This window comes from Chryseobacterium culicis, from assembly GCF_002979755.1.
Lineage (GTDB): Bacteria > Bacteroidota > Bacteroidia > Flavobacteriales > Weeksellaceae > Chryseobacterium > Chryseobacterium culicis_A.
Window position 1 is genome coordinate 2,819,544 of the sequence record NZ_PCPP01000001.1, and the last position, 23,482, is coordinate 2,843,025.

The window sequence follows — 23,482 nt, forward strand, 5'->3', positions numbered from 1 at the left end:
TTATACAAAACCTCAAAGGATTTCTTTGAGGTTTTGTATTTTTAACTTTAAATAAAGCTAAATGACCAAGACAATACTCCTTACTTTAATTTTCACTTTTACAATATCCTTTAGCCAGAACAAAAACAATATCAATTATTTTCCTCCTGAAAAGGTGGAAAACAGCTTGGATCAAAATTTTTTGCTTACTACCTTTTACGCACTTTCGTATCCTGAAACAGGATTCAGCATTACCCATCCTGTTGGTTCTGCAAAGATCTATGAAGAATATCTGATGGAAAAGAATCCTCAGGATGCAAAAAAGCTACTGGCAGAAATACATTTTAACAAATCAGGGAAACTAAACAGTATACAGCAGCATTCCGATGGAGACCATTCAATAATCATTTACAATGAAAAAGCGCTTATTTCTCATATCATTGATCACCATGAGGAATATGACAATATAAGAGAATATACCTATGATACTGTTGGAAATCTCATCAGTCTGCATGATTATAACAAGGAAGATGGAAATCTGGATTTTAGAAGTTATACGGAATATCATTATTATATTGAAAACGGCAATACAATTGTTCAAACCTATACCATTGAGAAACATACAGGATTACATATTGAAAAAAGGAAACTCACTTTTGACAAACAACAAAGGATGATTAAAGAAGAAAGATCCTTGCGTATTCCCAATAGAGCAGAATTAAAATACGAAAGAATCTATCGTTATGACCACCCAAAGTTTCCAGAAAAAGTAACAAAAAAAGAAACCCATAATTTCGTAGGAGATAATTATGAAAGAGAAATTTTTGAATATAATGATAATGGAGATCTTATTTATACTTCTTTAGATTCTGAGCCAGGGAAATCTTTATACACAGAGAAAACAACCTTTTCTTCAAAAAATCAGGCAGAAAAGATAACAATTTACAGCAAAGGTCTAAAAGGTTCTATGAAAGAAGAAAAAAAGACCCACAATCTACTTTCATATGATGATTCTGGGAATATTATCTATGATAAAGAAATACGCAAAGAGGAAGATAATGTTTTTACAAAAAACACTTATCAATTTGATGAATATATGAACTGGACTGAGCTATTAGTTCAGAAACATATCTATCTTCCACAATATGGAAAAAAAGATGATGAATCATTTGACTCGTACTCCAAATACATAAGGGAAATCAGTTATTCCGGTTTTGAAGAACCGCATAGTGCTAAACTTATTGATACAGTGGCCAGCGAATACTTAAAAAAAGAAGTTCTTGCCAAGAGCAAATTTTACGAACAGATCAAAAATACAAAACAGTAAAGTTCTGAACCATACAACTTTGAACTTTATTTCAGATCAATTCGTCAAATACAAAAATTAATCACCTGAATCTCCTTATTTTTGGGAGATTTTTATTTTACAATGAAACCACAAGCTTTATTCAACTGGAGCAGCGGAAAAGATTCTGCCCTCGCTCTTTATAAAATATTACAAGAGGATCAATATGAAGTCACAACTCTGTTGACCAGTATCAATCAGGAGTTTCAGAGGATTTCCATGCATGGAGTTCACGTTTCCCTTTTAGAAAAGCAGGCAGAAAGTCTGGGAATCCCATTACTTACAATGGAACTTCCCAAAGAGCCATCCATGGAAGAATACCAGCAAATTATGAGTAAAACAATGGCTGAAATTAAGGCTCAGGGAATCACTCATTCAATTTTTGGTGATATCTTCCTGGAAGATCTGCGAAAATACAGAGAAGAACAATTAAACGCTATTGGCATGAAAGCCGTATTTCCCCTATGGAAACAAAATACATCCCACCTCATCCATGAATTTTTAGAGCTTGGTTTTAAAACTATTGTTACCTGCGTTAACGGGTCTTACCTCGACAAAAGTTTCGCAGGACGAATTATTGATCAGAAATTCATTGATGATCTTCCTCAAAATGTAGATCCATGCGGAGAAAACGGAGAGTTTCATACCTTTACTTTTGATGGTCAAATTTTCAAAAATCCGGTTCATTTTGAAATCGGGGAAACAGTCAAAAAGACTTACCCTAAACCTAAAACAACTCCTGAAGAAGAAGATGAGGAATATGTTTTCTGGTTCAGTGATCTGGTAGTAAAATAAGCCTGTGAATATTCTTTCACAGGCTTATTTTCAATATAGTATTTTATTCAAGGGCATTTCATTCATATGACTGCACTATTTCACAAAGGTTGATTAAATCCACATTAAATTGCTCCAATACCTCATCTTAGCACGCAATTTGCTTCCCATACTACTCTTTTGGATATTTTAGTATCTTTAAGAATATCAATCATCATTAAAAAAATACAACACCTGTGATCAAAAATTTAGTATTCCTAATCCTATTCTGCTTTTTATTTTCCTGTACAACAACTGAGGTTCCAAAAGCTGCCCCTGTTGATAAAAAAGCAATTGTTGATTCTACCATTGCTGCTTTTCAGAAGACCCTTTTAGAACAACAGATTGATTCCGCTTTCAAGAAGTATCATTTCAATGGAAGTATTGCCGTTTTTAAAGATTCCCTTCCTCTTTACAGAAGAGAAAACGGATATTCAGATTTTAAAAGAAAAACTAAGATTGACAGCAATACCATTTTTGCAATAGGATCTGTAAGTAAGCAATTCACCGCTGTTTTAGTCTTACTTCAGATGGAACAGGGAAAACTTAATGTGACTGATAAAGCATCAAAATACCTGAAAGAATTTCAGATCAGAGAATATGAAAACATTACGATTCACCAGTTGTTAAATCATACTTCAGGACTGAATCTAATGGGTGGGAAGCTGATGTTTAAGAGTGGTTCAGATTTTTTCTACTCTAATGACGGATTCAATACCCTTGGAAAGATTGTAGAAAAAGTTTCCGGAAAATCATATCATGAAAATGTTCAGGAACTCTTTAAAAAAGCGGGAATGAGACATTCATCTACCGGAGATATTTTTAAAGGAACTCATTTTGCCAGTGCTTATCTTGGAACACCTGCTAAGTTCTCTGAAGTTCCCAATATGCCGAAAAGATTAGGTGGACAAGAAATCGGAACACCTGCCGGTGGAATATTGTCTACCATTCAGGATCTTCATTCATGGAACAATGCATTGTATGGTGGAAAAATTTTAAAACCGGAAACCCTGAAACTCTTTATGGCTAAAAGTGCGGAAAGACGTCATGCTATCTTTGGAAAAATGGGTTACGCATACGGAATTATGCTTAATATCGGCCAGCCCAATTCTTATTTCCACAGCGGTTATGTAAAAGGTTCCCCTTCATTAAATATCTATTATCCGGACACCAAAACTTCTGTGATTATTCTGTCTAATATTGCAGACGAAGAAAGAGGAAAAGGAGTAATCTTCAGGCCTCATATTGAAGTAAAAAAGATCACAGATCACCTTGAAAACACGCTTACACAGCTTAGAGTAAAACATTAATTTTCATGATAATTCATCTATGCCGGCTTCAGGAATTCCTGCATTTTTATTAAATTCTTTTTATGTTCAAGAAAATTGAAGACGGCAAAAGAAAGGGCTACCTGTAATACAAAAGGAAGAATTAAAGTCATCAGAACCCCAACAACATCCGTATAGTTTTGTTGTCTGAAAAACTGATAGGCATAATCCCCGCTTTTCAATGTCACTTGTGTCATGGAACTGGCACCAATAACCATTAATCCCAGATTCTGCTGATACATTGTGTAAAGGCATTTCCCTCTGTATTTAAAATCAGCCTTTATATATTTCCAGATTTTATAATTAAAAATCCATATCAATAGTGTTGTCAAGACAAATGATCCATTAAGAAGTCTGAAAAGTATTTTATATACCTCTTGATTTGCTGCCATAAAAATCAGCAATAGATTAACAGCAAAAGCCAGAGCCCCTACCATCAAAGATTTTTTGAAAAGGCCACTATATTTCTCCTGGATAATTCTTTTAGCAATGAAAGGAATTTTAGTGGGATAAAACAGCAGGTAATTAACCATTGTAAACTCTCCGTTCCAGGATTCTTTCACTTTTAGAAAAGCTTCTTCAAAACTGATATTTTCATTGAACTGAATATCTGAAATCTGACTCATCATATGATCTCTGATCTCTACCAAAATATCTAAAGAAAGCTCCTGAGCTACCAGATAATCTGTAATTTTATTTTCCTGTACTTCGGTGATCATACATTGAATATTGTCTGTAGGTTGAGTAAATAGCTTTTCATCTCAGTTTCCTGTTCTGTCTGTTGTTTTGTACCTTTTTCAGTCAGCAGGTAATATTTCCGGTCTCTTCCATTAATCTTCTGAATTTCGGAAGTGATCATTCCATCATTTTCTAATTTGTGCAGCAATGGATAAAGTGCGCCTTCCGTCATTTCAAGTTCACCCTGAGTAAGTTCTTTCGCTCTTTGGGTGATTTGATACCCATACATTTTAACTTCCTTTGAAAGAAGCTTCAAAATAATATTCTGAAGAGTACCTTTATAAAGACTATTCTTTTTCATAGTAGGGCTTATATACATTGCAAACTTATGCATAATTTTCTTATGTATATAAATTTAATATAAAAACTTTTTAAATTGCTATATGAAAAAAATGTACTTCATCGCTGTTTACCCTCCTCAGGAGATTATTGAAGAAATAAAAATCTTTAAAGAGGATATGGCAACGAATTATGCCAACTCCAAGGCTTTGAAAAATGAAGCCCACATTACCCTATTTCCTCCCTTTTCAAGAGAAATTGAACTGGAGGACGATATTCATAGTGCTTTTCAGAAGATCAATACAGAAATCACTCCTTTTGAAGTAGAACTGGACGGCTTTGGAAGCTTTCCTAATCCTAAAAATCCTGTACTCTATATTCAACCTAAAGAAAATGATCAGTTAACAGCGCTTTATCATAAAGTAAAGGAATGCTTTAATTTTATTCAATATTCTTTTCACCCGCATATGACGGTGGGATTCAGGGATCTGACCTGGGAAAATTATCTTAAAGCCTGGGAAAAATATGAAACCAAGGAATACAAAACTAAATTCTTAGTTGATAAAATATTACTTCTTCGCCATGATGGACAATGGGTACCTATAGCAGAGAAAAAACTGGAAAAATAAAAAACCGGCTGCTGGAGCCGGTTTTTGTTCAATTTATTCTTTAATGATTTTCTGAGAAATAATCAGATTTTTATTTTCTTTTACATTCAACAGGTAAGTACCTGCCGGATAGTTTTTAATATCAACCTTTATAGCAGAATCATTCAGTTCAAATCTGGATGGAATAAGTTTTCCGGAAGCATCATATACTTCTACATTTATATTCTTTGAAAACTCCTGTTTCCCTTTAATGAAAAATTCTCCATTTGTCGGATTAGGATAAATACTGAAACGACGCTCTTCAGCTTTTACTTCTGAAAGTTTAAGCGTGGATTTACTCAGAGTCCAGGAAACATTGGTAACATGAAGCGTACTGTGATTATCCACTTTCAGGAGTGGATTGTTATCTACTACTGAAAATGTCAACGTATTATTTCCATTATTGAGTTGTGCCGGAGTAATCGTAACACTATTTCCTGTTGCCCCCAAAGCGGTTCCGTTCAGACTCCAGGAATTAACCAGTGTATTGGGAATAGGAAGAATTTCATTGACTGTGAAAGTAACATTAGATGTAGCATCCACTGAAGTATTATTGGCAGGAGTATATGAATCTACAGGAGAAACTAAACTATGAATTCTCTCAATAATTGCCTCCTTACATACAGAACAGAATTGTTGATTAAGATATCTCATTTCACAACTCTGGTGTGGTCTGAACCAGGTTGGGCTTTCAGCATGAGCATATACTCCTACTCCATTCAATCCTACCCAGTTTTTCCACTTGATTGTTGCAGGATTGGAATTTTGGGTTTTGTTTGGAGATTCAAGTGAACCTGAGAACCAGTATTCATCGGCTAATTTCCCAAAAGAATGGCCTAACTCATGTACTACGATTTCATTGGAAGAACCATTTAATGAAGCAAAGGCATAGGTTCCACCGCAGCCTCCATATTCTGTAGAATTACCCAGTACATAGGTGATATCATAATCAGGAATATTCGCTGCCAGCACCTGTCCTACTTTATTGGTAGTATTACTGTATATACATCTGTGAACGCCTACATCGAAAGTAGAACCCAGATAATTATTAGGATTGGTTACAGGGATTACAGGCTCAGTAACATCCGTTGCAGTCCCAGGATGCTTTACTCCCGACTCTGTTGAAATTACTTTTACAGCATAAGCATTAAAGTAATTCTTATATTCTGTATAAGGACTTTTTGTGAAAAGATAATTGATTGTATTCTGGGCTGATGTCGTAAAAGCAGTTTGCTGTGCAGAGGTAAATCCGTCTCCTAGAACAGCTATCACAACCCTCTTACTATTGTCTCCGTTCTGTAAAAGAGGAACGGTCTCGAATGTCTGCGCAAAACAACTGCTTCCTATTAAAAGGGATAATAAAGTTTTTTTCATAATTATAGTTTTTGCGTTAATAATACTTGAACACCATCATCTGTTGCTTTTTCAATTTTTACTGACTGAACATTTTCAGAATAAGAAAAACGGGTACTGAATTCCGTATTTTGAAGGGAAGCCTGATGTCTGGAAATTCCTTCTTTTTCATACACTTCCAGTTCAGGATTAAATGGGTCTTTCACAAGCTGTTTTCCAACTTCTTTTCCACCAGATGCAGTCAATGTGATAATAAGATCTCCTTTACGAATATCATCTCTTTCAAAAGAAGGCATATGTTTCAATCTGCCCTCTGCAATTTTAGTACTCTGGAGCGTGATTTTTGCATTTCCAGACTGATCTTTATCGGCCTTGAAAAACAAATAAATAATCCGTTCGCTCTTCGTTGTCAAAGTTTCCGAACGCTTATTATGAACTAAATTATTTCTCTCCTGAACACCAAAAAAGAGAAAAACAGGAACAACAAATACGTTAAATACATTTTTCATGATCATTTTTATTTAAAGATATTAAAATTTTAAACATAAACTAAAATCATTGTCAATACTTTTTCCATTAAAAAAACATAGAAAGTTCCTATCTTTGAAGCAATGATTTCAGAGAAAATAATTTTAGGAATTGACCCGGGAACAGCGATAATGGGATTTGGTATTATCTCCGTAAAGAAAGGAAAAATGGAGATGGTTTCTATTCATGAACTGATCTTAAAAAAATATCCCAATCACGAAACTAAGCTTAAATATATTTTTGAAAGAACGCTTTCTCTTATCGACGAGTTTCATCCTGATGAGGTGGCTCTTGAGGCTCCTTTCTATGGAAAAAATGTGCAAAGTATGCTGAAGCTTGGACGAGCTCAGGGAGTTGCAATGGCTGCCAGCCTTTACAGAAATATTCCTATTACTGAATATTCTCCAAAAAAAATTAAGATGGCCATCACCGGAAACGGAAATGCCAGCAAGGAACAGGTAGCAGGTATGCTTCAAAACCTTCTTAAATTAAAAGAATTCCCTACAAAATATTTAGATGCTTCCGATGGTCTTGCCGTTGCAGTATGCCATCATTTTAATTCCGGAACCATCGCGGATACCAAATCGTATTCCGGCTGGGAGAGTTTTTTGAAGCAGAATCCGGATAGATTGAAGTAATTTCTATCTTTTCTTTGAAAATTTTCAAAATGAATTTTAACCTTCTTAAAAACAGTCTTTTATACAAATCCACATTGTTACTTGGTAAAACATAATACTATCTTTTACATTGGTATGATTTTTAGTACTACCTTTGTATAAATTTTCAGTTATGAAAACAAACCAACAAACTATAAATCAAGGGACTCATAAAATAAACTGGTTCCAAAAATTTCTGATGGTATGTTCAGGCGGAAACATCCATATTTTAAGAAAGACTCCGAGTGAATGGAATAAATTTTCCGGGATTGGAGGGATTGTACTTTTCACTGCAGTGTTCGCCACTTTGTCTGCAGGCTACGCCATGTATACGGTATTCGACAACATTTGGGCATCAGTAGGATTTGGAATTCTGTGGGGGTTGATGATTTTCAATCTTGACCGTTATATTGTTTCTTCCATCAAAAAAACGGGAACATGGTGGAATCAGGTTCTGATGGCTATTCCTCGTCTTATCCTTGCTACCTTTCTAGGAATTATTATTTCTAAGCCTTTAGAACTTAAAATTTTTGAAAAGGAAGTCAACAAACAGCTGAATACCATTATCCAAAGGAACAAAAAACAGCTCCAGGGAGAAATGACCGGAAGGATTCTTCAGCAAAGCGGACCTTTTGAGACAGAAAAACAACAGATCTCAGGAAAAATCGCTCAATATCAGAAAGCATATGACTCTGCTTCTGTAGAACTTGAAAAAGAAATTCTGGGAAAACAATCTGGGCTCACCAGTGGAAAAGAGGGTTACGGGCCGAATGCAAAACGTAAACAGGAACTGAAAGAGCAACGTAAACAGGATCTTGAAAACTTCCAAAAGCAGGCTTCTCCAAGACTGGAATATTTAGATAAAGAAATATCCAAGGTATATACCAACCTGGAAACTGAAAGAAAATCTACAGAAACTTTTGAAGATAAGTTCAATGGCTTTGCAGCAAGACTTCAGGCATTGGATGAACTGGGTAAGAATTCTGCAATCATTGGCCTTGCAGCAGCTTTTATCATGGGATTGTTTATCTGTCTTGAGATTTCTCCGGTTCTGGTAAAATTGATCTCTCATATAGGACCCTATGACTATCTTTTAGAAAAAACAGAAAATGATTTCAGATTGTATTCTAAAGAAAAAATTGAAAAAGGAAATGCTCTTACTGATTTCAGAATCGATGATTTTAAAGATAATTTGAAAAAATAAAATGATAACTCAATATTCTATCCGACTTTAAACATTAGAGAAAAAATCTATAATAATATATTTTTCAATAAATAAAATCTAACCTTTTGCATAATTGTGAAAGGTTTTTCTTTTAATAAAGAATTTTATGCGAAATATTTTCTAATTTTATATTACATAAAATCCTTATTATCATGAAAAACTTACTTTTTGCATGTATGCTGCTGATATGCAGTGTATCTGCTCCTGCTCTAAAAGCTCAGGCATCAGAACCATTTTTAGGGCAAATAGCCTTTGTACCTTATAATTTTGCACCAAAATACTGGGCAGAATGTAATGGGCAGATTCTGCCCATCGCGCAAAATCAAGCACTTTTTTCATTGTTAGGAACTACTTATGGAGGGAATGGAACCACCACATTTGCTTTACCCGATATGAGAGGAAGGGTACTTGTTCATAACGGACAAGCTCCGGGAGGGGCAACGAACTATACTATGGGAGAAACCGGCGGAGCTGAAAGTGTAACATTACTGATAACACAAATGCCAGCCCATAATCACACAATAAATGCAGTAACAGCGGAAGGGAATCAAAACTCACCTACCAACAGCCTTCCGGCAGACACCAAAGTCCTTGACAAAGAATATTCCGATGCAGCGGCTAATACTACGATGAAAAACACAATGGTAGGAAACACCGGAGGAAATCAACCTCATGAAAACAGACCTCCTTTTATTACCCTGAAATGCATCATTGCCTTAGCAGGAGTCTTTCCATCACAAAACTAATGGTTATGAAAATTCTTTACTTATTATGTCTTGCTATGGGAAGCTCAGCTTTTACGCAGACAATAACTTTCAGCGGATGTCCAAATCTGTTTGACAGCCCGCCTAATACTTACGTCTTTAACAAAACAGGAGTAGACGCCTTTAGCAAGAACATCTATGTGACTACTCCTATTGATGGCGCACAAGATTGTAGCGGATTGGGTACCTGTGAATTTAAAATTCAATGGAACAACACTCTTACAAGATGGGAATTTCTTGGTGATGAAGGAAACGGAACTTTTACGACTCCTTATCTGATTTATTATAACTCAACAGGTAATAATTCCTTACCGATTCCTCCTGGTAATAGTGTTGGAACCTGGGTTGAAAATACCGCAATGACTAACGGTCAATGTGGAGGAAACCTTACTGCGGTAAATTCTACCATGACAGGGGATGTACAGAACACAACACTAGGAACTTCGGATCTTTCGAAAAATAAAATTCAGATCTTTCCTAATCCTGTGGCTGATTTTATAAGAATTTCCGGCATTGATGATGGGTTGTCCATCCAAATTTATAATATTGACGGTCGTCTTGTAAAATCAGAAATGTTTGATTCAAAGATTGATGTATCACAACTTATTCCAGGGGGTTATATATTAAAAATAACGACCAGAAATTTTCAGACCCATCACTTTAAATTCATAAAAAAATAACGGGTTATTTTATTGTAAGAAATTGATTATTAAAGCTTTCTAAATTTTCGGAAGCTTTAATTTTTCAAAGAAGTATTCAAACAGATTAGAATTGAATAAAAAAGTCTCCATCGGAATGGAGACTTTTACATTTATTTAAATTCTGATTAATTTATTTGATAATCAGTTTGGAAGACTTATTGTCTTTTCCATTAGAAATCTGAATCATATAAATTCCTTTTTCTAACTGCTGGTCTACTTTGAAAACACCACTTCCTTCTTCAGTTACAGATGGAGTTGATACCAACCTTCCTGACATATCAGAAATAGAAACTTTTAAGTTCTTACCATTTTTAGCTTTAATGAAGATTTTCTCTCCGGTAGCTACCGGGTTAGGATAAACTGTTAAATCACCATTATCAGCTTTCACTTCACTTGTTGCTAAATTGGTAACAAATTTTACAGTATAATCTTCAACTTGTCCGTACTTTAATTGTCCACAAGGAGTCATGTTAGAATTCTCATCATCTACAAGAACTCTCATTCTTAGTGGAGTATTAAGTACTACTGAAGCAGGAGCCGTAATGGTAGTGCTGTGAGTACCAATTTCTGTAACCGGATCTGCAGCAATATTATCAACAGAACTTACCAGTTCAGAAGCCTCAAACGTTCCATTATTATTATAATCAATCCAAACTCTCACATCATTATTCGAGCCTGATACATTTACCTGAAGATTATGAGTACCAGTTGCTGAAAGTTCTGTAGCTGTAGCTTTCAGGCAGCTTGATCCTGTATAGTCTTCATAAAAACTGGCATTATTCTGCCAATATCCTGTAGATGCATTATTAATACTTCCCAGTTTTACAAGAGTTGGTCCTACAAAATAATTATCTGGTGTAGAAATACCTGTAGGATTACATGTCGCTGCAATAGGTGTTCCAATTGCTGCAGCAGAAGAAGGGGCTGTAGCTCCTAATGAAGTACTCAAAGATCCTCTCATTAAAAAGAAATATAGAGCTGCTCTGTCATGCTGTCCATTTGTAAATTTAAATGCAATTGGATTGGTATAGTTCATCATGTTATACTGTACTCCCTGATAGTTTGCCCCTGTACAATAATTCATATCATTGTTAGTAGGCGCAGGGTCATTCAGTAAGCTTCTTGATCTTTCTGTATCACATACCTGATCATCATCTTTAGTACAATCATTATTAGTCATTGCAGGGCAATAAGTAGTAGAAGTAGTCCCTTGTGGTGGCTGAGCGTTAGCATTACCAAATGTATGAAGTAATCCCATACTATGTCCAAATTCGTGCGCTAAAGTAATATCATCCGATAAAGTAACTACAAAAGATTTCATAAAGGATTCGTAGTTAGCATCAGCATTTTGAGGCAAGCCTGCCCATCCCATGATACCATATGTTCCGCCACCATCTACTTTATTCATGATATAAATATTAAAGTAAGATGCCTCGGGCCAGTGCGGTGCAATTGATTTAACCTGGTCCGTAGTAACACCATTTGCGCCACTACGTTTCACCCCATAAGTATCATATCCTGCAAGAGTTCCCCCGTTATATCTAACAATACCTGTAGTAGCATTACAACTTGGGTCTCTTTTAGCTAATACCAATTTAATCGGCATTGTAGCCGCATTACCAAAATCTGCAGGAATTCCCTGAGCCCATTGATAAGTACCCGCATACATTTGATTGCAATTATCCAACCACGTCTGAATTTGCGCATCACTCTTGTTATAAGCTGTACCAATAGCAGCTCCTGTAGGCGCTATTACGTGCACTACTACAGGAATCTCGTAAACTCCATTTACAATTTTGTATGCACTTCCATTTTTAGCAGCTGCATTTTGATTACTGCTAATAATTTTGTTACGGATATTACGAACCATTTCATCAATTTCCGCATTCTGCTTTTGGTGTACTCTCTGTTCATTATCAAAGTCACACCAATCTTTTTTTTGCTGTGCCGATACTGAAAGGGATAGTAGCAATGCCCCACAAAGGATAGTTTTCTTCATTTCAATAATTTAAATAGGTTGTAAATATTTCAATCTTATGTTTCAATCAGAAATAACTATAACTGAAAACAAGCATAAAATTTAAAATTTTATTACAGTTAGTAGAAAAAAGCTCATTATTGTTACATTTTAAACGAAAATAAAATTAACATCATTATAAATAGAACTTGTTTTACTTATATTATTACAAATAAATAACCATAAAAACAAACAATACAACAAAACAAAATATAAGATTATCACTCTATCAATCAAAACATTAAAGCAATATCATAGAATAAAAAAAACCGCACGAAATGTGCGGTTTTTTTTATTTTAATCCCATATAATTCTATAAAGAATAATTTGGAGCTTCTTGTGTGATAATTACATCATGCGGGTGAGATTCTTTCAATCCGCTTCCTGTAATCATTACCAGTTTGGAATCTTTTTGAAGTGTTTCAATATCTTTTGCCCCACAATATCCCATACCAGCTCTCAAACCTCCTGTCAACTGGAAAATAACATCTTCCAGCTTTCCTTTGTGTGGAACTCTTCCTTCAATTCCTTCCGGAACGAATTTTTTAGCTTCACTTTGGAAATATCTCTCTTTACCACCTCTCTTCATTGCGGAAAGGCTTCCCATTCCCTGGTAAGATTTGAATTTTCTTCCCTGGAAGATAATTTCCTCTCCCGGAGCTTCATCTGTACCGGCTAAAAGAGAACCTAACATTACGGCTCCTGCCCCACTAGCGATTGCTTTAACGATATCTCCGGAAAGTTTGATCCCTCCGTCACCAATTACGGTTACATTTTGAGATTTAGCATATTCGTACACGTTATAGATAGCAGATAGCTGAGGAACTCCTACTCCGGCAACTACTCTGGTTGTACAGATAGATCCAGGTCCTACACCTACTTTTAATACGTTTGCTCCTGCTGCAATAAGATCTTTAGCAGCATCTGCAGTTACGATATTTCCTCCTACAATATCAAGGTCCGGATATGCTTTTCTGATTTCTGAAATTTTATCTAAAACTCCTTTAGAATGACCGTGTGCTGAATCAATGGCTACGATATCAACTCCTGCCTGTACCAAAGCCTCAATTCTTGTCAATGTATCTTCTCCTACTCCTACTCCTGCTCCAACGATAAGACGACCATTTTCATCTTTATTAGCATTAGGATACTCTAACTGATTGTCGATATCCTTAATGGTAATTAAGCCTACAAGTTTATTATCTTTATCTACGATAGGAAGTTTTTCAACTCTGTTCTTAAGAAGGATTTCTTTTGCCTTTTCAAGGTTGGTATCTTTGTCTGAAGTGATCAGATTATCTTTGGTCATAATCTCCTCTACTTTCATACCAAGATTTTCCTGATATTTTACATCTCTGTTGGTAATAATTCCAATTAGAACATTATTATCATCTACTACCGGAAGACCTGAAATCTTATATCTTGACATAAGATCTTTGGCTTCTCCTAAAGTATGATCTTTAGATAAAGTAACCGGATCAGAGATCATTCCGTTTTCTGAACGTTTTACACGGTTTACCTGAGCAGCCTGCTCAGCGATCGTCATGTTTTTGTGGATAAAGCCCAACCCTCCAACTCTTGCCAAAGCAATTGCCAGATCAGCTTCAGTAACAGTGTCCATGGCAGCGGAAACTATCGGAACATTCAGCGTGATTTTGTCGGTAAGTCTTGATTTTAATGAAACCTGGTTAGGTAAAACTTCTGAATAAGAAGGGACTAGAAGAACGTCATCGAAAGTGATGGCTGTCTCTACAATTTTGTTATGAATAGACATCTTTACTTTCTTTGCAAAATTAGGTTATTTTAGTGAGATATGAAAATCCTTTTTAATAGTTTAAATAAAAATTAATAATCAATAACTTAAATCGAAAAACCGTTCTTTTATCAGAACGGTTACTGTACAAAATAATTGAATAAGTATGAAACTACTTTGGTTATATGTTAAATAATGAACACAAAGGTCTATTTTAAAGGGTTTCCATTTTCGTCCAGATTCTCAATATGAGTCTGATTATTTTTATATACGTATAATTTGGAAAATTGGTTTTTAAAGGCAAGAAAAAAAACAAGCCACACAGTATGGGAAGTACAACGCATAAATTTTAAGGATGCGGACTTCTCTTATTAATTTTTCCATGCGTTGAATGTTTGAGGTAGTATGATTATTTATCAGAAACAGAATTAATCATTTTTGAAATATCATTCGCGGTGAAATTTCCTTTCACATCTACAAAGACCATTTCATTCTTACTCGAACCTACCGTAATCAGCATATTTTTGATAGCATCCCCATCCTGTTTTACCCTTATGTTAATATGCTCTCCATCATGTTTTATAGTTGCCCATTCTTCATAATGATTATCATTCAAAAACTGAGCATAATCGTTTAGCATTTCATTACTTCCGTTTGTGACGGTAAGTACTTTTATTTTAGAAGCCTTCTTTACCAGATCAATGGTTTCTTCACTTTCTCCTTCTTCTCTCAAGGCCTTCTTAATATAAGATTTAGCCAGAACCATGGGTACATTAATACTTGCAAACTGAGCTCCCTTGAAATCATATTTTGAATTCTGGAAAAAATCTATATTCGGTTTTTCTGAAACAATGCATGACTGAAGCCATCCTATTGTCAGAACAATGAGAAAAATGTGTTTAAGAGCCTTCATAGTTTAGTTTTTTTATTTGATTTGTCTGAAGCTTCCTCCCGAGATTTTATCTACTTTAGCGTCCACTTCGGGATTTCCTTTTAGTTTTACAGAGGCTCCTGACGAAACACTTACTTTCAGTTTATCAGTAACCAGCAAAGAAAGGCTTGCTCCTGAAGTAGATTCTGCCACTGCAGTTGCGATTTTAAGATCATCAGCCTTACAAGACGCTCCACTGCTTATATCAATTACTGCGGAAACAGCTTCTCCTGATAAGCTCACACTTGCTCCGCTTGAAGTATCCAATGCGAGTTTCTCTGTGTTAAGTTCAGCATTCAAAACAGCACCAGAGCTCACTGTAACTGCGGCAGCTTGTCTTACATTGAAAGCTCCTTTAATAATAGAACCAGATTCCGCATCGATCTCCATGCTATTCTCATTAACAGGATTCACCGCTGTGAAAACACTTCCGGATGAAGTTTTTATGCTATGAAGATTAGGAGCAGAGACATTGACATTCAGATTTTTAAATCTCAGGTTTCTTACCCCTTTATTGTCAACATATATTTTCAGCACTCCGCCTTCCACTTTCGTGATCACGTATTGAAGTTTATCTGCATCAGCAATTACTTTTACGCTTCTTGTATTTTCCTGTTTGAAGGTAACGTTTACGCCTACACTGGCATCAATTTTTGAGAACTCTCCTACATTTCTGTTATCTCCATTCAGATAAGAAGATGTATTGTCTGAAGTAAGGCTGTTTCTTACAGAAGTTGTAACGGAAGAAGTTGTTGTCTCACCGGAATTAATGATCTTATTAACATCTGATAGTTTCATTTTTCCGTTAAGAATAAAAATGATATTTTCTTCTTTGGAATCAACATTGAAAACCAGATTTTCCAAATAGTTATCTTTTTCTTCTTCAGCAAGGAATTTCATGGAAGTTCCATCACTGCTCATTGACATCAGCTCGTTGAAATTTAATGATTTTAAGGCATCGTTTATTCTTGCCGTTTTATCCTCATTCATTTTTATATTGGCAAGATTCTCATCTTTTAAACGATCCGGAAAGGTAATTTTAGGGATAATTAAAATTTTAAGTCCATCCACATCATTCAGAATAGGTCTTATTTTTCCGACATACGCATCATCAACATCAATGGTATTCAGGAGCTTGAACATCGGTTTTTTAATATTGATAGAGGTCACTCTTCCCTTTTTTTCAAAATCCTGAAAAAGCTTGTCTAATTTCTCAGTCTGTGCAGAATAGTTTGCAAAGCTGGTTAGCATAATGGCTATTATAAAAAATATTTTTTTCATGAGATTGTTCTGATTTTTAGTATTCGCTGTCAAGATTTTCATTTTTTTGAGAAGATGCTACTGTTTTTTTAAACTCACTTCCTAATTTCATAAAGGAGTATTTGGCAACATCTATGGCTTCTTTTTCACTGCTGATTCTTTTTCCGTTCACAATTACATAGGAGTCATTGTAGGTTGCAGCAGAATCATTTATATTTCTGTTGTTATGGTAGGAAGAGTTGTCTACATATTTGGGTCTTCTTTCTTTTTTAAGTCGTCCTCTTTTTGGCAGAATCTCATCCAATACATCTTTTTCTGCTACCTGATTATCCTGAAAAACAGAATCTTTTTTCACTCCGGAAATAGAATCTGTATGATTCACAGCTACCTGTTCCTGATGATCACTGTTTTCTTCAATGAATCCGGACTTCTGTTTTAAAATTTCATCTTTTACCAGTTTTTCTCTCTCCTGAACATCTGTATTATACTGATTCAGGAAAAATCCAGTCCCGAAAATCAGCATTACACTGGCGGCCATCCAGAACCATTTAGGAAAGGAGGGCTTTTTCTTTTCTTCCAACGGAATAACAGGCGCAGTATTCTGTTCAGGTTCCGCACCTTCTGCAGTCTGAAGAAAGTCTTCAAAACTCCAGTCCATTTTTTCTTCCTTAATATCCCGGAAGACTTCGTTGTATTTATCTTGTAATTGATCTTTTTTCATAGCTCATCAGTTGTGAGATTTGTTCTTTTACTTTTTGTCTCGCACGCATCAGGTTTACCCTTACTGCATTTTCCTCCATTTCCAGCATTTCAGAAATTTCGGAAACATCATATTCTTCTACATCTTTCAAGTGGATGACCAACTTTTGTTTTTCGGGGAGCTGATTGATAAATCCTACAATATGTTCCTTAAGGTTATCAACTTCCATACTGTAGAGCTCCGATCGATGAAGCTGCATATCCGCAAAACCGATCTTTACATCATGATGCTTCAGGCGGTTCAGGCATTCATTCCGGACAGATTTCAGCGCATAGGATTTAAAATTCCCGAATTGCTCAAGCTCATCCCTCTTCTGCCAAAACTTCATCATGAGATCCTGTACTACATCTTCTGCTTCATCACTGCTCATGACAAACCGCTTCGCAAAACGATACATCTCGTCTTTGAGAATAAACACCGTATTCTTGAAAGTTTCTTGGGTCATGAGTTTTGTTTCTTATAGGTAAGACAATTGCCATTACATATCTATTACATCAAAAATAAAAAAACTTCAAAAAAGATTGAAGTTTTTTATTATCATCGAATTAATACGTATCAAAAATATGTTTCAGAATCGCTTTATCCTCCTCTGTTAAAGGAACTTTTCTTCTTGCCATGGCTCTCTCTGCCACTTCATATACTTTATCCAGCCTAAATCTTTCATCATCTTTCAATCCGCCCCATGAAAAATTTTCCACAAGATTGGGTGGAAAACCCGGTTTGAATATATTGGAAGCCACCCCAATCACTGTTCCTGTATTTAATTGGGTATTGATTGCGGTTTTGGAATGATCTCCCATAATCAGCCCTGCAAACTGCAAGCCTGTATCTTCAAATGCTTTTGTTCGGTAGTTCCAGAGTTTTACGTGGCTGTAATTATTTTTCAGATTGGAAGAATTGGTATCAGCACCAAAGTTGCACCACTCTCCTATGACGGAATTTCCGATGAAACCTTCATGTCCTTTACTCGTATATCCAAAGATGATAATGTTGTTCACTTCTCCTCCTACTTTACAATGAGGACCGATAGTGGTAGCCCCATAAATTTTAGCACCCAGATTGAACTTAGAATCTTCTCCTAACGTAATAGGCCCGCGCAGGTGGCAGCCTTCCATTACTTCTGCATTTTTCCCGATATAAATTTTTCCGGTTTTTGTATTCAGGGTTGAGAATTCTATTTCCGCACCTTCTTCAATAAACAGATCTTTTTTATCACCCAGGAAACCATTGGTTGAAGATAATTCCTGTGAAGTTCTTCCTTTAGTAAGCAGATCAAAATCGAAATCAATTGCATGATGATTATAGGTAAATAAATCTTTTGGTCTTTTAAAGAAAATAAGATCTTCCTTAATATCCGTCATTTTTTCAATCTGATTCAGAGAAAAACCTTTCATATTGATTTTTGCGGCGATTAATTCGTCTTCATACACTAAAGCTTCCCCTTGCTTAAGATCCTTTATCTGTTGAATTACAGTTTCTGTTGGAAGGAAATTCGGAACTAAAAAGAGACTTTCTTTTTCCTCAGGGCTTTTAAATTTATCCTGAAGATACATTTCTGTGAAGTAGCTTACTTCAGTATTTTCGAGGATTTTCTGCCATCTTTCAGAAAATGTAAGAATTCCGCATCGCATTGTTGCAACCGGGCGTGTAAAAGTAAGCGGAAGAAAGTCTTCCCAATATTGTGCGTCTGAAAATACCAATTGCATCATTCAGTTTTAAGTTTAAGGTTTAAAATTCAAGGTTAACAAATTTACAATAAAAAAAGTCTCCCAAAAATTGGAAGACTTTAATATTTTAATTGTACAAAAATTACTTAGCGAATTTTTTGTATTTGTTCATGAACTTATCAACTCTACCTGCAGTGTCAACTAGTTTTACTTTACCAGTATAAAAAGGGTGAGAAGTTGAAGAGATTTCCATTTTGATTAGAGGATACTCTTGTCCTTCGTACTCGATAGTGTCTTTTGTTTCTGCAGTAGACTTGCAAAGAAACACCTCGTCGTTACTCATATCTTTGAAAACAACAAGTCTATAATTTTCTGGGTGGATTCCGTTTTTCATAATACTATTTTTAAAAAAATTAAGTTTGCTTTCGAAATAGTAATGGATATTTCTCTGCTAAATTTTAGGTTGCAAAAATACAACATTTTTTCTAAATTCCAAATACTGAATTCAATATTTTTTTACTGATACGAAATTCAAAGTATTTTCGTTAAATTTGAAACTTACTTAAACTTTAATTTCAATGAAATTCAAATTATTACTGGCTTTTTCCTTCTGGATGTTACTTGTAGCTGTATCATGTAATAAGGATGACATTACGTTTGACAGCCCTACACAGGAACTTCGTTTTTCAAGAGACACGGTATTCTGTGACACAGTATATCATCAGGTACGTTCAGAAACCTATGTTGTAAAAGTATATAATAATGAAGATAAGGATATCCTGATCCCAAGAGTAAATCTAGAAAAAGGAGCTGCATCATTATATAGAATCAATGTGGATGGAAAACCGGGATATGATTTTAAAAATGTGCCTTTGAGAAAAAAGGACAGTCTTTATATTTTTGTTGAAATTGCCCCTGAAGCTACCGGACCTGAAGCCATTGCAGAAGACAAAGTTCTTTTCACAAGTCCTGGCGGGCAACAGCATGTAACATTATTCTCTGTGGTTCAGGATGCTGAATTTTTTATCCAGACACCCGGCAATCCGAATGTGATTACCAATTCTACCACGTGGAATAATAATAAAGCAAAGATCATCTACGGAAATCTTACGGTTAATCCTAATATAACCCTTGATATAAATGCCGGAACTAAAGTATACTTCCATAAAAACAGCGGAATGAAGATTTCTTCCGGAGCGGTTTTAAATATCAACGGAACTCAGGCCGATCAGGTTATTCTTCGTGGTGACAGAAACGATCCTTATTATGATACGATTCCTAAAAACTGGAATTCTATTAAAATGGAAGCTAACTCTATCCTTAAGATGAACCATGCCAGGCTTTTCGGAGGTACAAGAGGGCTTGATATGAAGCAAACCAACGCTACAATTACCAATTCATTTATTCATACTTTCTTTGAATATGGAATTTATGCAGTGGGTTCTACCGTGAATGCCAACAATCTGGTGATGAACAATTGTGGTTTATCCTGTGTCGGAATCTTCCTTGGAGGAAAACATAGCTATACCCATGCTACAATTGCCAATTATTCCAAAACGATGAGTTCTTTTGACAGAACAGGAATTTTTGCTGCCAATGAATGGAAAAATGATGCCGGACAGACCCAACAGGGAGCTTTGCAGCTGCTTGATATAAAAAACAGTATCGTATATTCTGACAGGGATGATGCTGTTCATTTTGAAAAAACTCCGGGACAACAGTTTGAATTCTTACTTCAAAATTCATTAATCAAATATACCAGTGCCACAGGATCCGGTTTCACGTTTGACAACAATCCCAATGTAATCCAAACGGTAAAGAATGCTGAGCCTCAGTTTGTCAATTATTTTATGGCTAAAATGAATCTAAGAGTAAAAACGGGTTCTCCAGCTATTGGAAAAGGAAATACAGCTGTAGCTGCAACCGTACCTACTGATATTGTAGGTGTATCCAGAACCACTAATCCCACTTTAGGAGCTTATCAATAATGGAAATTACGCAGTTGCAACAGCAGGTAGATGAATGGATCAAAACCATTGGGGTAAGATATTTTAATGAGCTGACCAATATGGCGATGCTTACAGAAGAGGTAGGCGAAGTAGCCAGAATTATTGCCAGAAGATATGGTGAACAAAGCGAAAAGGAAAGTGATAAGACGAAAGATCTCGGTGAAGAACTGGCAGATGTACTTTTTGTAACACTATGTCTGGCCAATCAAACCGGGGTTAATCTGCAGGACGCTTTCGACAGAAAAATGAAAATCAAAACTGACCGGGATAAAGACCGGCATCAGAATAACGAAAAATTGAAATAATGATAAATGATGAGTTCTGAATTATAAATGAATTTTAAACTCATCATTTTTACTATAATGTAGATCATAATGAAGAAGCTAGAAAAATCAAAATTATCAGAAAATAAAACAGTACAGATCAGCGGTTCGAAAAGTATTTCGAATCGTTTATTGATTCTGGAAAGCCTGTTTAGCAATATAAAAATTGGAAATCTATCCAATTCTCAGGATACGCAATTGTTAAAAAAAGCATTATCTGAGGATACGGAAGTGGTAGACATCCATCATGCGGGAACAGCAATGCGTTTCCTTACTTCTTATTATTCTATTCAGGAAGGTAAAACAACAATACTTACCGGCTCAGGCAGAATGAAAGAAAGGCCCATCAAGAATCTTGTAAGTGCTTTGAGAGATCTTGGAGTGGAAATTGAATACATGGAGAATGAAGGATTTCCCCCTTTAAAAATTAAAGGAAGAAAGATTACCCAGACTTCAGTACATGTTCCTGCCAATATTTCAAGCCAGTTTATCACCTCCCTGCTTCTTATTGCCGGAAAACTGGAAAACGGACTGATGATTAATCTCGTAGGAGATGTTACTTCAAGGTCTTATATTGAAATGACTCTTGACATTCTTACAAAATTTGGTATCCAAAGCAGCTTTGAAGGAAATACAATTAAAGTAGAGCCTTTCACTCCTAATGATTCTGCTGCAGTGCATTATGAGGTGGAAAGTGACTGGAGTTCGGCTTCTTATTTCTATTCGATCTGTGCGCTGGGAAGAAAAACGATTCACCTGAAAAGTTTTTACAAAGAGTCAACACAGGGAGATTCAGCCATTGCTGATATCTACGAGAAGTTCTTCGGAATCAAAACTACATTCTCTGAAGATAAGCATCAACTCACGCTGGAACCTCAGCCTGATTTTGCTTTCCCGGAAAAAATTATCCTGGATATGAATAACTGTCCGGATATTGCACAAACTCTTTGTGTAACAGCCGCCGCTTTAAAAATTCCTTTTGACATTTCCGGATTGGGAACATTAAGAGTAAAAGAAACAGACAGACTTCTTGCTTTATATAATGAACTTAAAAAACTGGGTACTGAAACAGAAATCACAGATCTAACCATTAAATCTATCAGTTTCGGAGAACCGGAAAACGATATTTCAATTAAAACCTATCAGGATCACAGAATGGCAATGAGTTTTGCTCCGTTCTGCCTGATTAAAGAACTCAATATAGAGGATGAAGATGTTGTAGAAAAATCTTATCCAGTGTTTTGGGAAGACCTTGAAAGTATCCTAACACATTAATTTAATCCTATAAAGTGTGGTAATTTGAAAATTATTTTAATTTCGGATTACCACATTTTTACAATGAAGCTGTTTAAAGTTGTATATCTTAAAAACCATTAAGAAGGATTGAAGAAATAAAGTATAGTTAAGATGAATCATTCTGATTTTTAAGCTTAAAAGCGAAGCTTATCTTAATACTTTCAACACCTTAATACAATCTTAATGTTTCAAAAACAACAGTTTAAACAAATTAAATATAATAATGATGAAACATTTCTTTTCCTTTTTGGTTGTTTTATCTGCGACAAGCTTATACGCTCAGAATCTGAAAGATTTTTCAGTTCCGAAAGGATATACAAAGATTACTGAAACCAAAGGTGATCTTGACAAAGATGGAAAGGATGAAATGGTATTGGTATTTGATACAAACATAAAGGCATCAGACACACAAAACCTGGAAGGGACAGCTGACAACAAAAGGGTTTTCTATATTCTGAAAAATGAAAATGGTAGCCTGAAAATATGGAAAGAAAATTCTACTCTGCTTTTCTCCAGTGGAACAGGGTTCTATCCTTCCGACAACAGTCTTGAGGTCAATATTAAAAATGGCAGCCTTCATATTGCCCAATCTTTTTTTACCAATTCAAGGCATACCCAGAAATACAAACATACTTTCAGGTTTCAAAACGGAGATTTCTATCTGATAGGATCTCATGATCATTTTGAAGACACCTGTGATTTCAATTTTACCAATGAAATCAATTTTTCTACAGGAAAAGTAATTATTGACAAAACTTTCTCATCCTGTGATGATTACGCCAAAATACCCCCAAATTATCACAAAGAATTTACTTATAAACTTCAGACTCTTATCAAGATGAATGATTTCAAAATCGGGGAACATAAATTTAAAATACCTGGATTAAAGGAGGATTTTGTATTTTAGGATGGAAGCATGAAGCTGGGTGCTGGAGGTTACTGTTTAACGGTTAATCTATGATAGCAGCTTTTATTGTAAATACTTTCTCTTTAAAATCGGAGTATTCTTTAACTATTAACAACTTCTCCTCTTCCATCCTCCAGCTTCTAGCTCCCTGACTTTATACCAACTTAATCATCTCTTAAAGTTAAATTAACTCCTCCTATTTT

Annotated in this window: 24 protein-coding genes; 12 read left to right on the plus strand and 12 right to left on the minus strand. The window is 35.4% G+C overall.

Annotation, left to right across the window (positions count from 1 at the left end; all coding sequences use genetic code 11):
- The first annotated feature begins 61 nt into the window (after window positions 1-61).
- From CQ022_RS12820 to CQ022_RS12830, 3 genes are all read left to right on the plus strand, one after another.
- Complete coding sequence (locus CQ022_RS12820) at window positions 62-1,306, plus strand: hypothetical protein (protein ID WP_105681739.1); 1,245 nt, start codon at window positions 62-64, stop codon at window positions 1,304-1,306.
- Window positions 1,307-1,408: 102 nt separating this feature from the next.
- Window positions 1,409-2,119: a diphthine--ammonia ligase gene (locus tag CQ022_RS12825; RefSeq protein ID WP_105681740.1), complete on the plus strand. Its 711-nt coding sequence runs from the start codon at window positions 1,409-1,411 to the stop codon at window positions 2,117-2,119.
- Window positions 2,120-2,334: 215 nt separating this feature from the next.
- Entirely contained in the window at window positions 2,335-3,447 is a 1,113-nt protein-coding gene (locus tag CQ022_RS12830) for a serine hydrolase domain-containing protein (RefSeq protein ID WP_105681741.1), read from the plus strand.
- 17 nt (window positions 3,448-3,464) lie between these two features.
- Here the strand turns inward: CQ022_RS12830 and CQ022_RS12835 are convergent, their stop codons facing one another.
- Both CQ022_RS12835 and CQ022_RS12840 read right to left on the minus strand, forming a co-directional pair.
- Entirely contained in the window at window positions 3,465-4,184 is a 720-nt protein-coding gene (locus CQ022_RS12835) for a hypothetical protein (RefSeq protein ID WP_105681742.1), read from the minus strand.
- Window positions 4,181-4,504, minus strand: a complete 324-nt coding sequence (locus tag CQ022_RS12840; protein WP_105681743.1) for a PadR family transcriptional regulator — start codon at window positions 4,502-4,504, stop codon at window positions 4,181-4,183. The genes CQ022_RS12835 and CQ022_RS12840 overlap by 4 nt, the downstream gene beginning before the upstream one ends.
- Before the next feature lie 82 nt (window positions 4,505-4,586).
- Here CQ022_RS12840 and CQ022_RS12845 point away from each other — a divergent pair, with 82 nt between their 5' ends.
- The gene (locus CQ022_RS12845; RefSeq protein ID WP_105681744.1) at window positions 4,587-5,111 is read left to right on the plus strand and encodes a 2'-5' RNA ligase family protein; all 525 of its coding nucleotides are present in this window, start codon (window positions 4,587-4,589) and stop codon (window positions 5,109-5,111) included.
- 33 nt (window positions 5,112-5,144) lie between these two features.
- Here the strand turns inward: CQ022_RS12845 and CQ022_RS12850 are convergent, their stop codons facing one another.
- Window positions 5,145-6,503, minus strand: coding sequence for a M64 family metallopeptidase (locus CQ022_RS12850; protein WP_105681745.1), 1,359 nt, complete (start codon window positions 6,501-6,503; stop codon window positions 5,145-5,147).
- A gap of 2 nt (window positions 6,504-6,505) precedes the next feature.
- On the minus strand, window positions 6,506-6,991 hold the full coding sequence (locus CQ022_RS12855; protein ID WP_123864434.1) for a hypothetical protein: 486 nt from the start codon (window positions 6,989-6,991) through the stop codon (window positions 6,506-6,508).
- 102 nt (window positions 6,992-7,093) lie between these two features.
- Between CQ022_RS12855 and ruvC the strand changes: the two genes are divergently transcribed.
- The 4 genes from ruvC (at window position 7,094) to CQ022_RS12875 (ending at window position 10,335) form a co-directional block, all read left to right on the plus strand.
- On the plus strand, window positions 7,094-7,648 hold the full coding sequence (gene ruvC, locus CQ022_RS12860; RefSeq protein WP_105681747.1) for a crossover junction endodeoxyribonuclease RuvC: 555 nt from the start codon (window positions 7,094-7,096) through the stop codon (window positions 7,646-7,648).
- Between the two features lie 151 nt (window positions 7,649-7,799).
- Window positions 7,800-8,870: a DUF4407 domain-containing protein gene (locus CQ022_RS12865; RefSeq protein ID WP_105681748.1), complete on the plus strand. Its 1,071-nt coding sequence runs from the start codon at window positions 7,800-7,802 to the stop codon at window positions 8,868-8,870.
- Between the two features lie 173 nt (window positions 8,871-9,043).
- Window positions 9,044-9,637: a phage tail protein gene (locus tag CQ022_RS12870; protein WP_105681749.1), complete on the plus strand. Its 594-nt coding sequence runs from the start codon at window positions 9,044-9,046 to the stop codon at window positions 9,635-9,637.
- 5 nt (window positions 9,638-9,642) lie between these two features.
- Window positions 9,643-10,335, plus strand: coding sequence for a T9SS type A sorting domain-containing protein (locus CQ022_RS12875; RefSeq protein ID WP_105681824.1), 693 nt, complete (start codon window positions 9,643-9,645; stop codon window positions 10,333-10,335).
- A gap of 151 nt (window positions 10,336-10,486) precedes the next feature.
- On the opposite strand, the gene CQ022_RS12880 is transcribed toward CQ022_RS12875, so the two are convergent.
- The 8 genes from CQ022_RS12880 to CQ022_RS12915 all read right to left on the minus strand — a co-directional run bounded on the left by CQ022_RS12880 (window position 10,487) and on the right by CQ022_RS12915 (window position 19,138).
- Window positions 10,487-12,355, minus strand: a complete 1,869-nt coding sequence (locus tag CQ022_RS12880) for a GEVED domain-containing protein (RefSeq protein WP_105681750.1) — start codon at window positions 12,353-12,355, stop codon at window positions 10,487-10,489.
- Between the two features lie 331 nt (window positions 12,356-12,686).
- On the minus strand, window positions 12,687-14,147 hold the full coding sequence (guaB, locus tag CQ022_RS12885) for an IMP dehydrogenase (protein WP_105681751.1): 1,461 nt from the start codon (window positions 14,145-14,147) through the stop codon (window positions 12,687-12,689).
- Between the two features lie 388 nt (window positions 14,148-14,535).
- Window positions 14,536-15,039 (minus strand): DUF4252 domain-containing protein, encoded by a 504-nt coding sequence (locus tag CQ022_RS12890; protein WP_105681752.1) that lies wholly within the window; start codon window positions 15,037-15,039, stop codon window positions 14,536-14,538.
- Window positions 15,040-15,051: 12 nt separating this feature from the next.
- Complete coding sequence (locus CQ022_RS12895; RefSeq protein ID WP_228421555.1) at window positions 15,052-16,338, minus strand: DUF4252 domain-containing protein; 1,287 nt, start codon at window positions 16,336-16,338, stop codon at window positions 15,052-15,054.
- Between the two features lie 16 nt (window positions 16,339-16,354).
- Window positions 16,355-17,038, minus strand: a complete 684-nt coding sequence (locus CQ022_RS12900) for a hypothetical protein (protein WP_105681753.1) — start codon at window positions 17,036-17,038, stop codon at window positions 16,355-16,357.
- A complete protein-coding gene (locus CQ022_RS12905) occupies window positions 17,013-17,522 on the minus strand; it encodes an RNA polymerase sigma factor (RefSeq protein ID WP_105681754.1) in 510 nt (169 codons plus the stop codon). Before CQ022_RS12905 ends, CQ022_RS12900 begins: the two co-directional genes overlap by 26 nt.
- Before the next feature lie 100 nt (window positions 17,523-17,622).
- A complete protein-coding gene (locus CQ022_RS12910; RefSeq protein ID WP_185126803.1) occupies window positions 17,623-18,783 on the minus strand; it encodes a GlmU family protein in 1,161 nt (386 codons plus the stop codon).
- A gap of 103 nt (window positions 18,784-18,886) precedes the next feature.
- Window positions 18,887-19,138 carry a type B 50S ribosomal protein L31 gene (locus tag CQ022_RS12915; RefSeq protein WP_002976190.1) on the minus strand — a complete coding sequence of 84 codons (252 nt, stop codon included), beginning with the start codon at window positions 19,136-19,138 and terminating at the stop codon, window positions 18,887-18,889.
- Between the two features lie 184 nt (window positions 19,139-19,322).
- Between CQ022_RS12915 and CQ022_RS12920 the strand changes: the two genes are divergently transcribed.
- From CQ022_RS12920 to CQ022_RS12935, 4 genes are all read left to right on the plus strand, one after another.
- On the plus strand, window positions 19,323-20,732 hold the full coding sequence (locus CQ022_RS12920) for a hypothetical protein (RefSeq protein ID WP_105681756.1): 1,410 nt from the start codon (window positions 19,323-19,325) through the stop codon (window positions 20,730-20,732).
- Window positions 20,732-21,058: a nucleotide pyrophosphohydrolase gene (locus tag CQ022_RS12925; protein ID WP_047385875.1), complete on the plus strand. Its 327-nt coding sequence runs from the start codon at window positions 20,732-20,734 to the stop codon at window positions 21,056-21,058. The genes CQ022_RS12920 and CQ022_RS12925 overlap by 1 nt, the downstream gene beginning before the upstream one ends.
- Before the next feature lie 69 nt (window positions 21,059-21,127).
- Window positions 21,128-22,351 carry a 3-phosphoshikimate 1-carboxyvinyltransferase gene (locus CQ022_RS12930; RefSeq protein WP_105681757.1) on the plus strand — a complete coding sequence of 408 codons (1,224 nt, stop codon included), beginning with the start codon at window positions 21,128-21,130 and terminating at the stop codon, window positions 22,349-22,351.
- Between the two features lie 247 nt (window positions 22,352-22,598).
- Window positions 22,599-23,279, plus strand: coding sequence for a hypothetical protein (locus tag CQ022_RS12935; protein ID WP_228421557.1), 681 nt, complete (start codon window positions 22,599-22,601; stop codon window positions 23,277-23,279).
- Window positions 23,280-23,482: the final 203 nt, after the last annotated feature.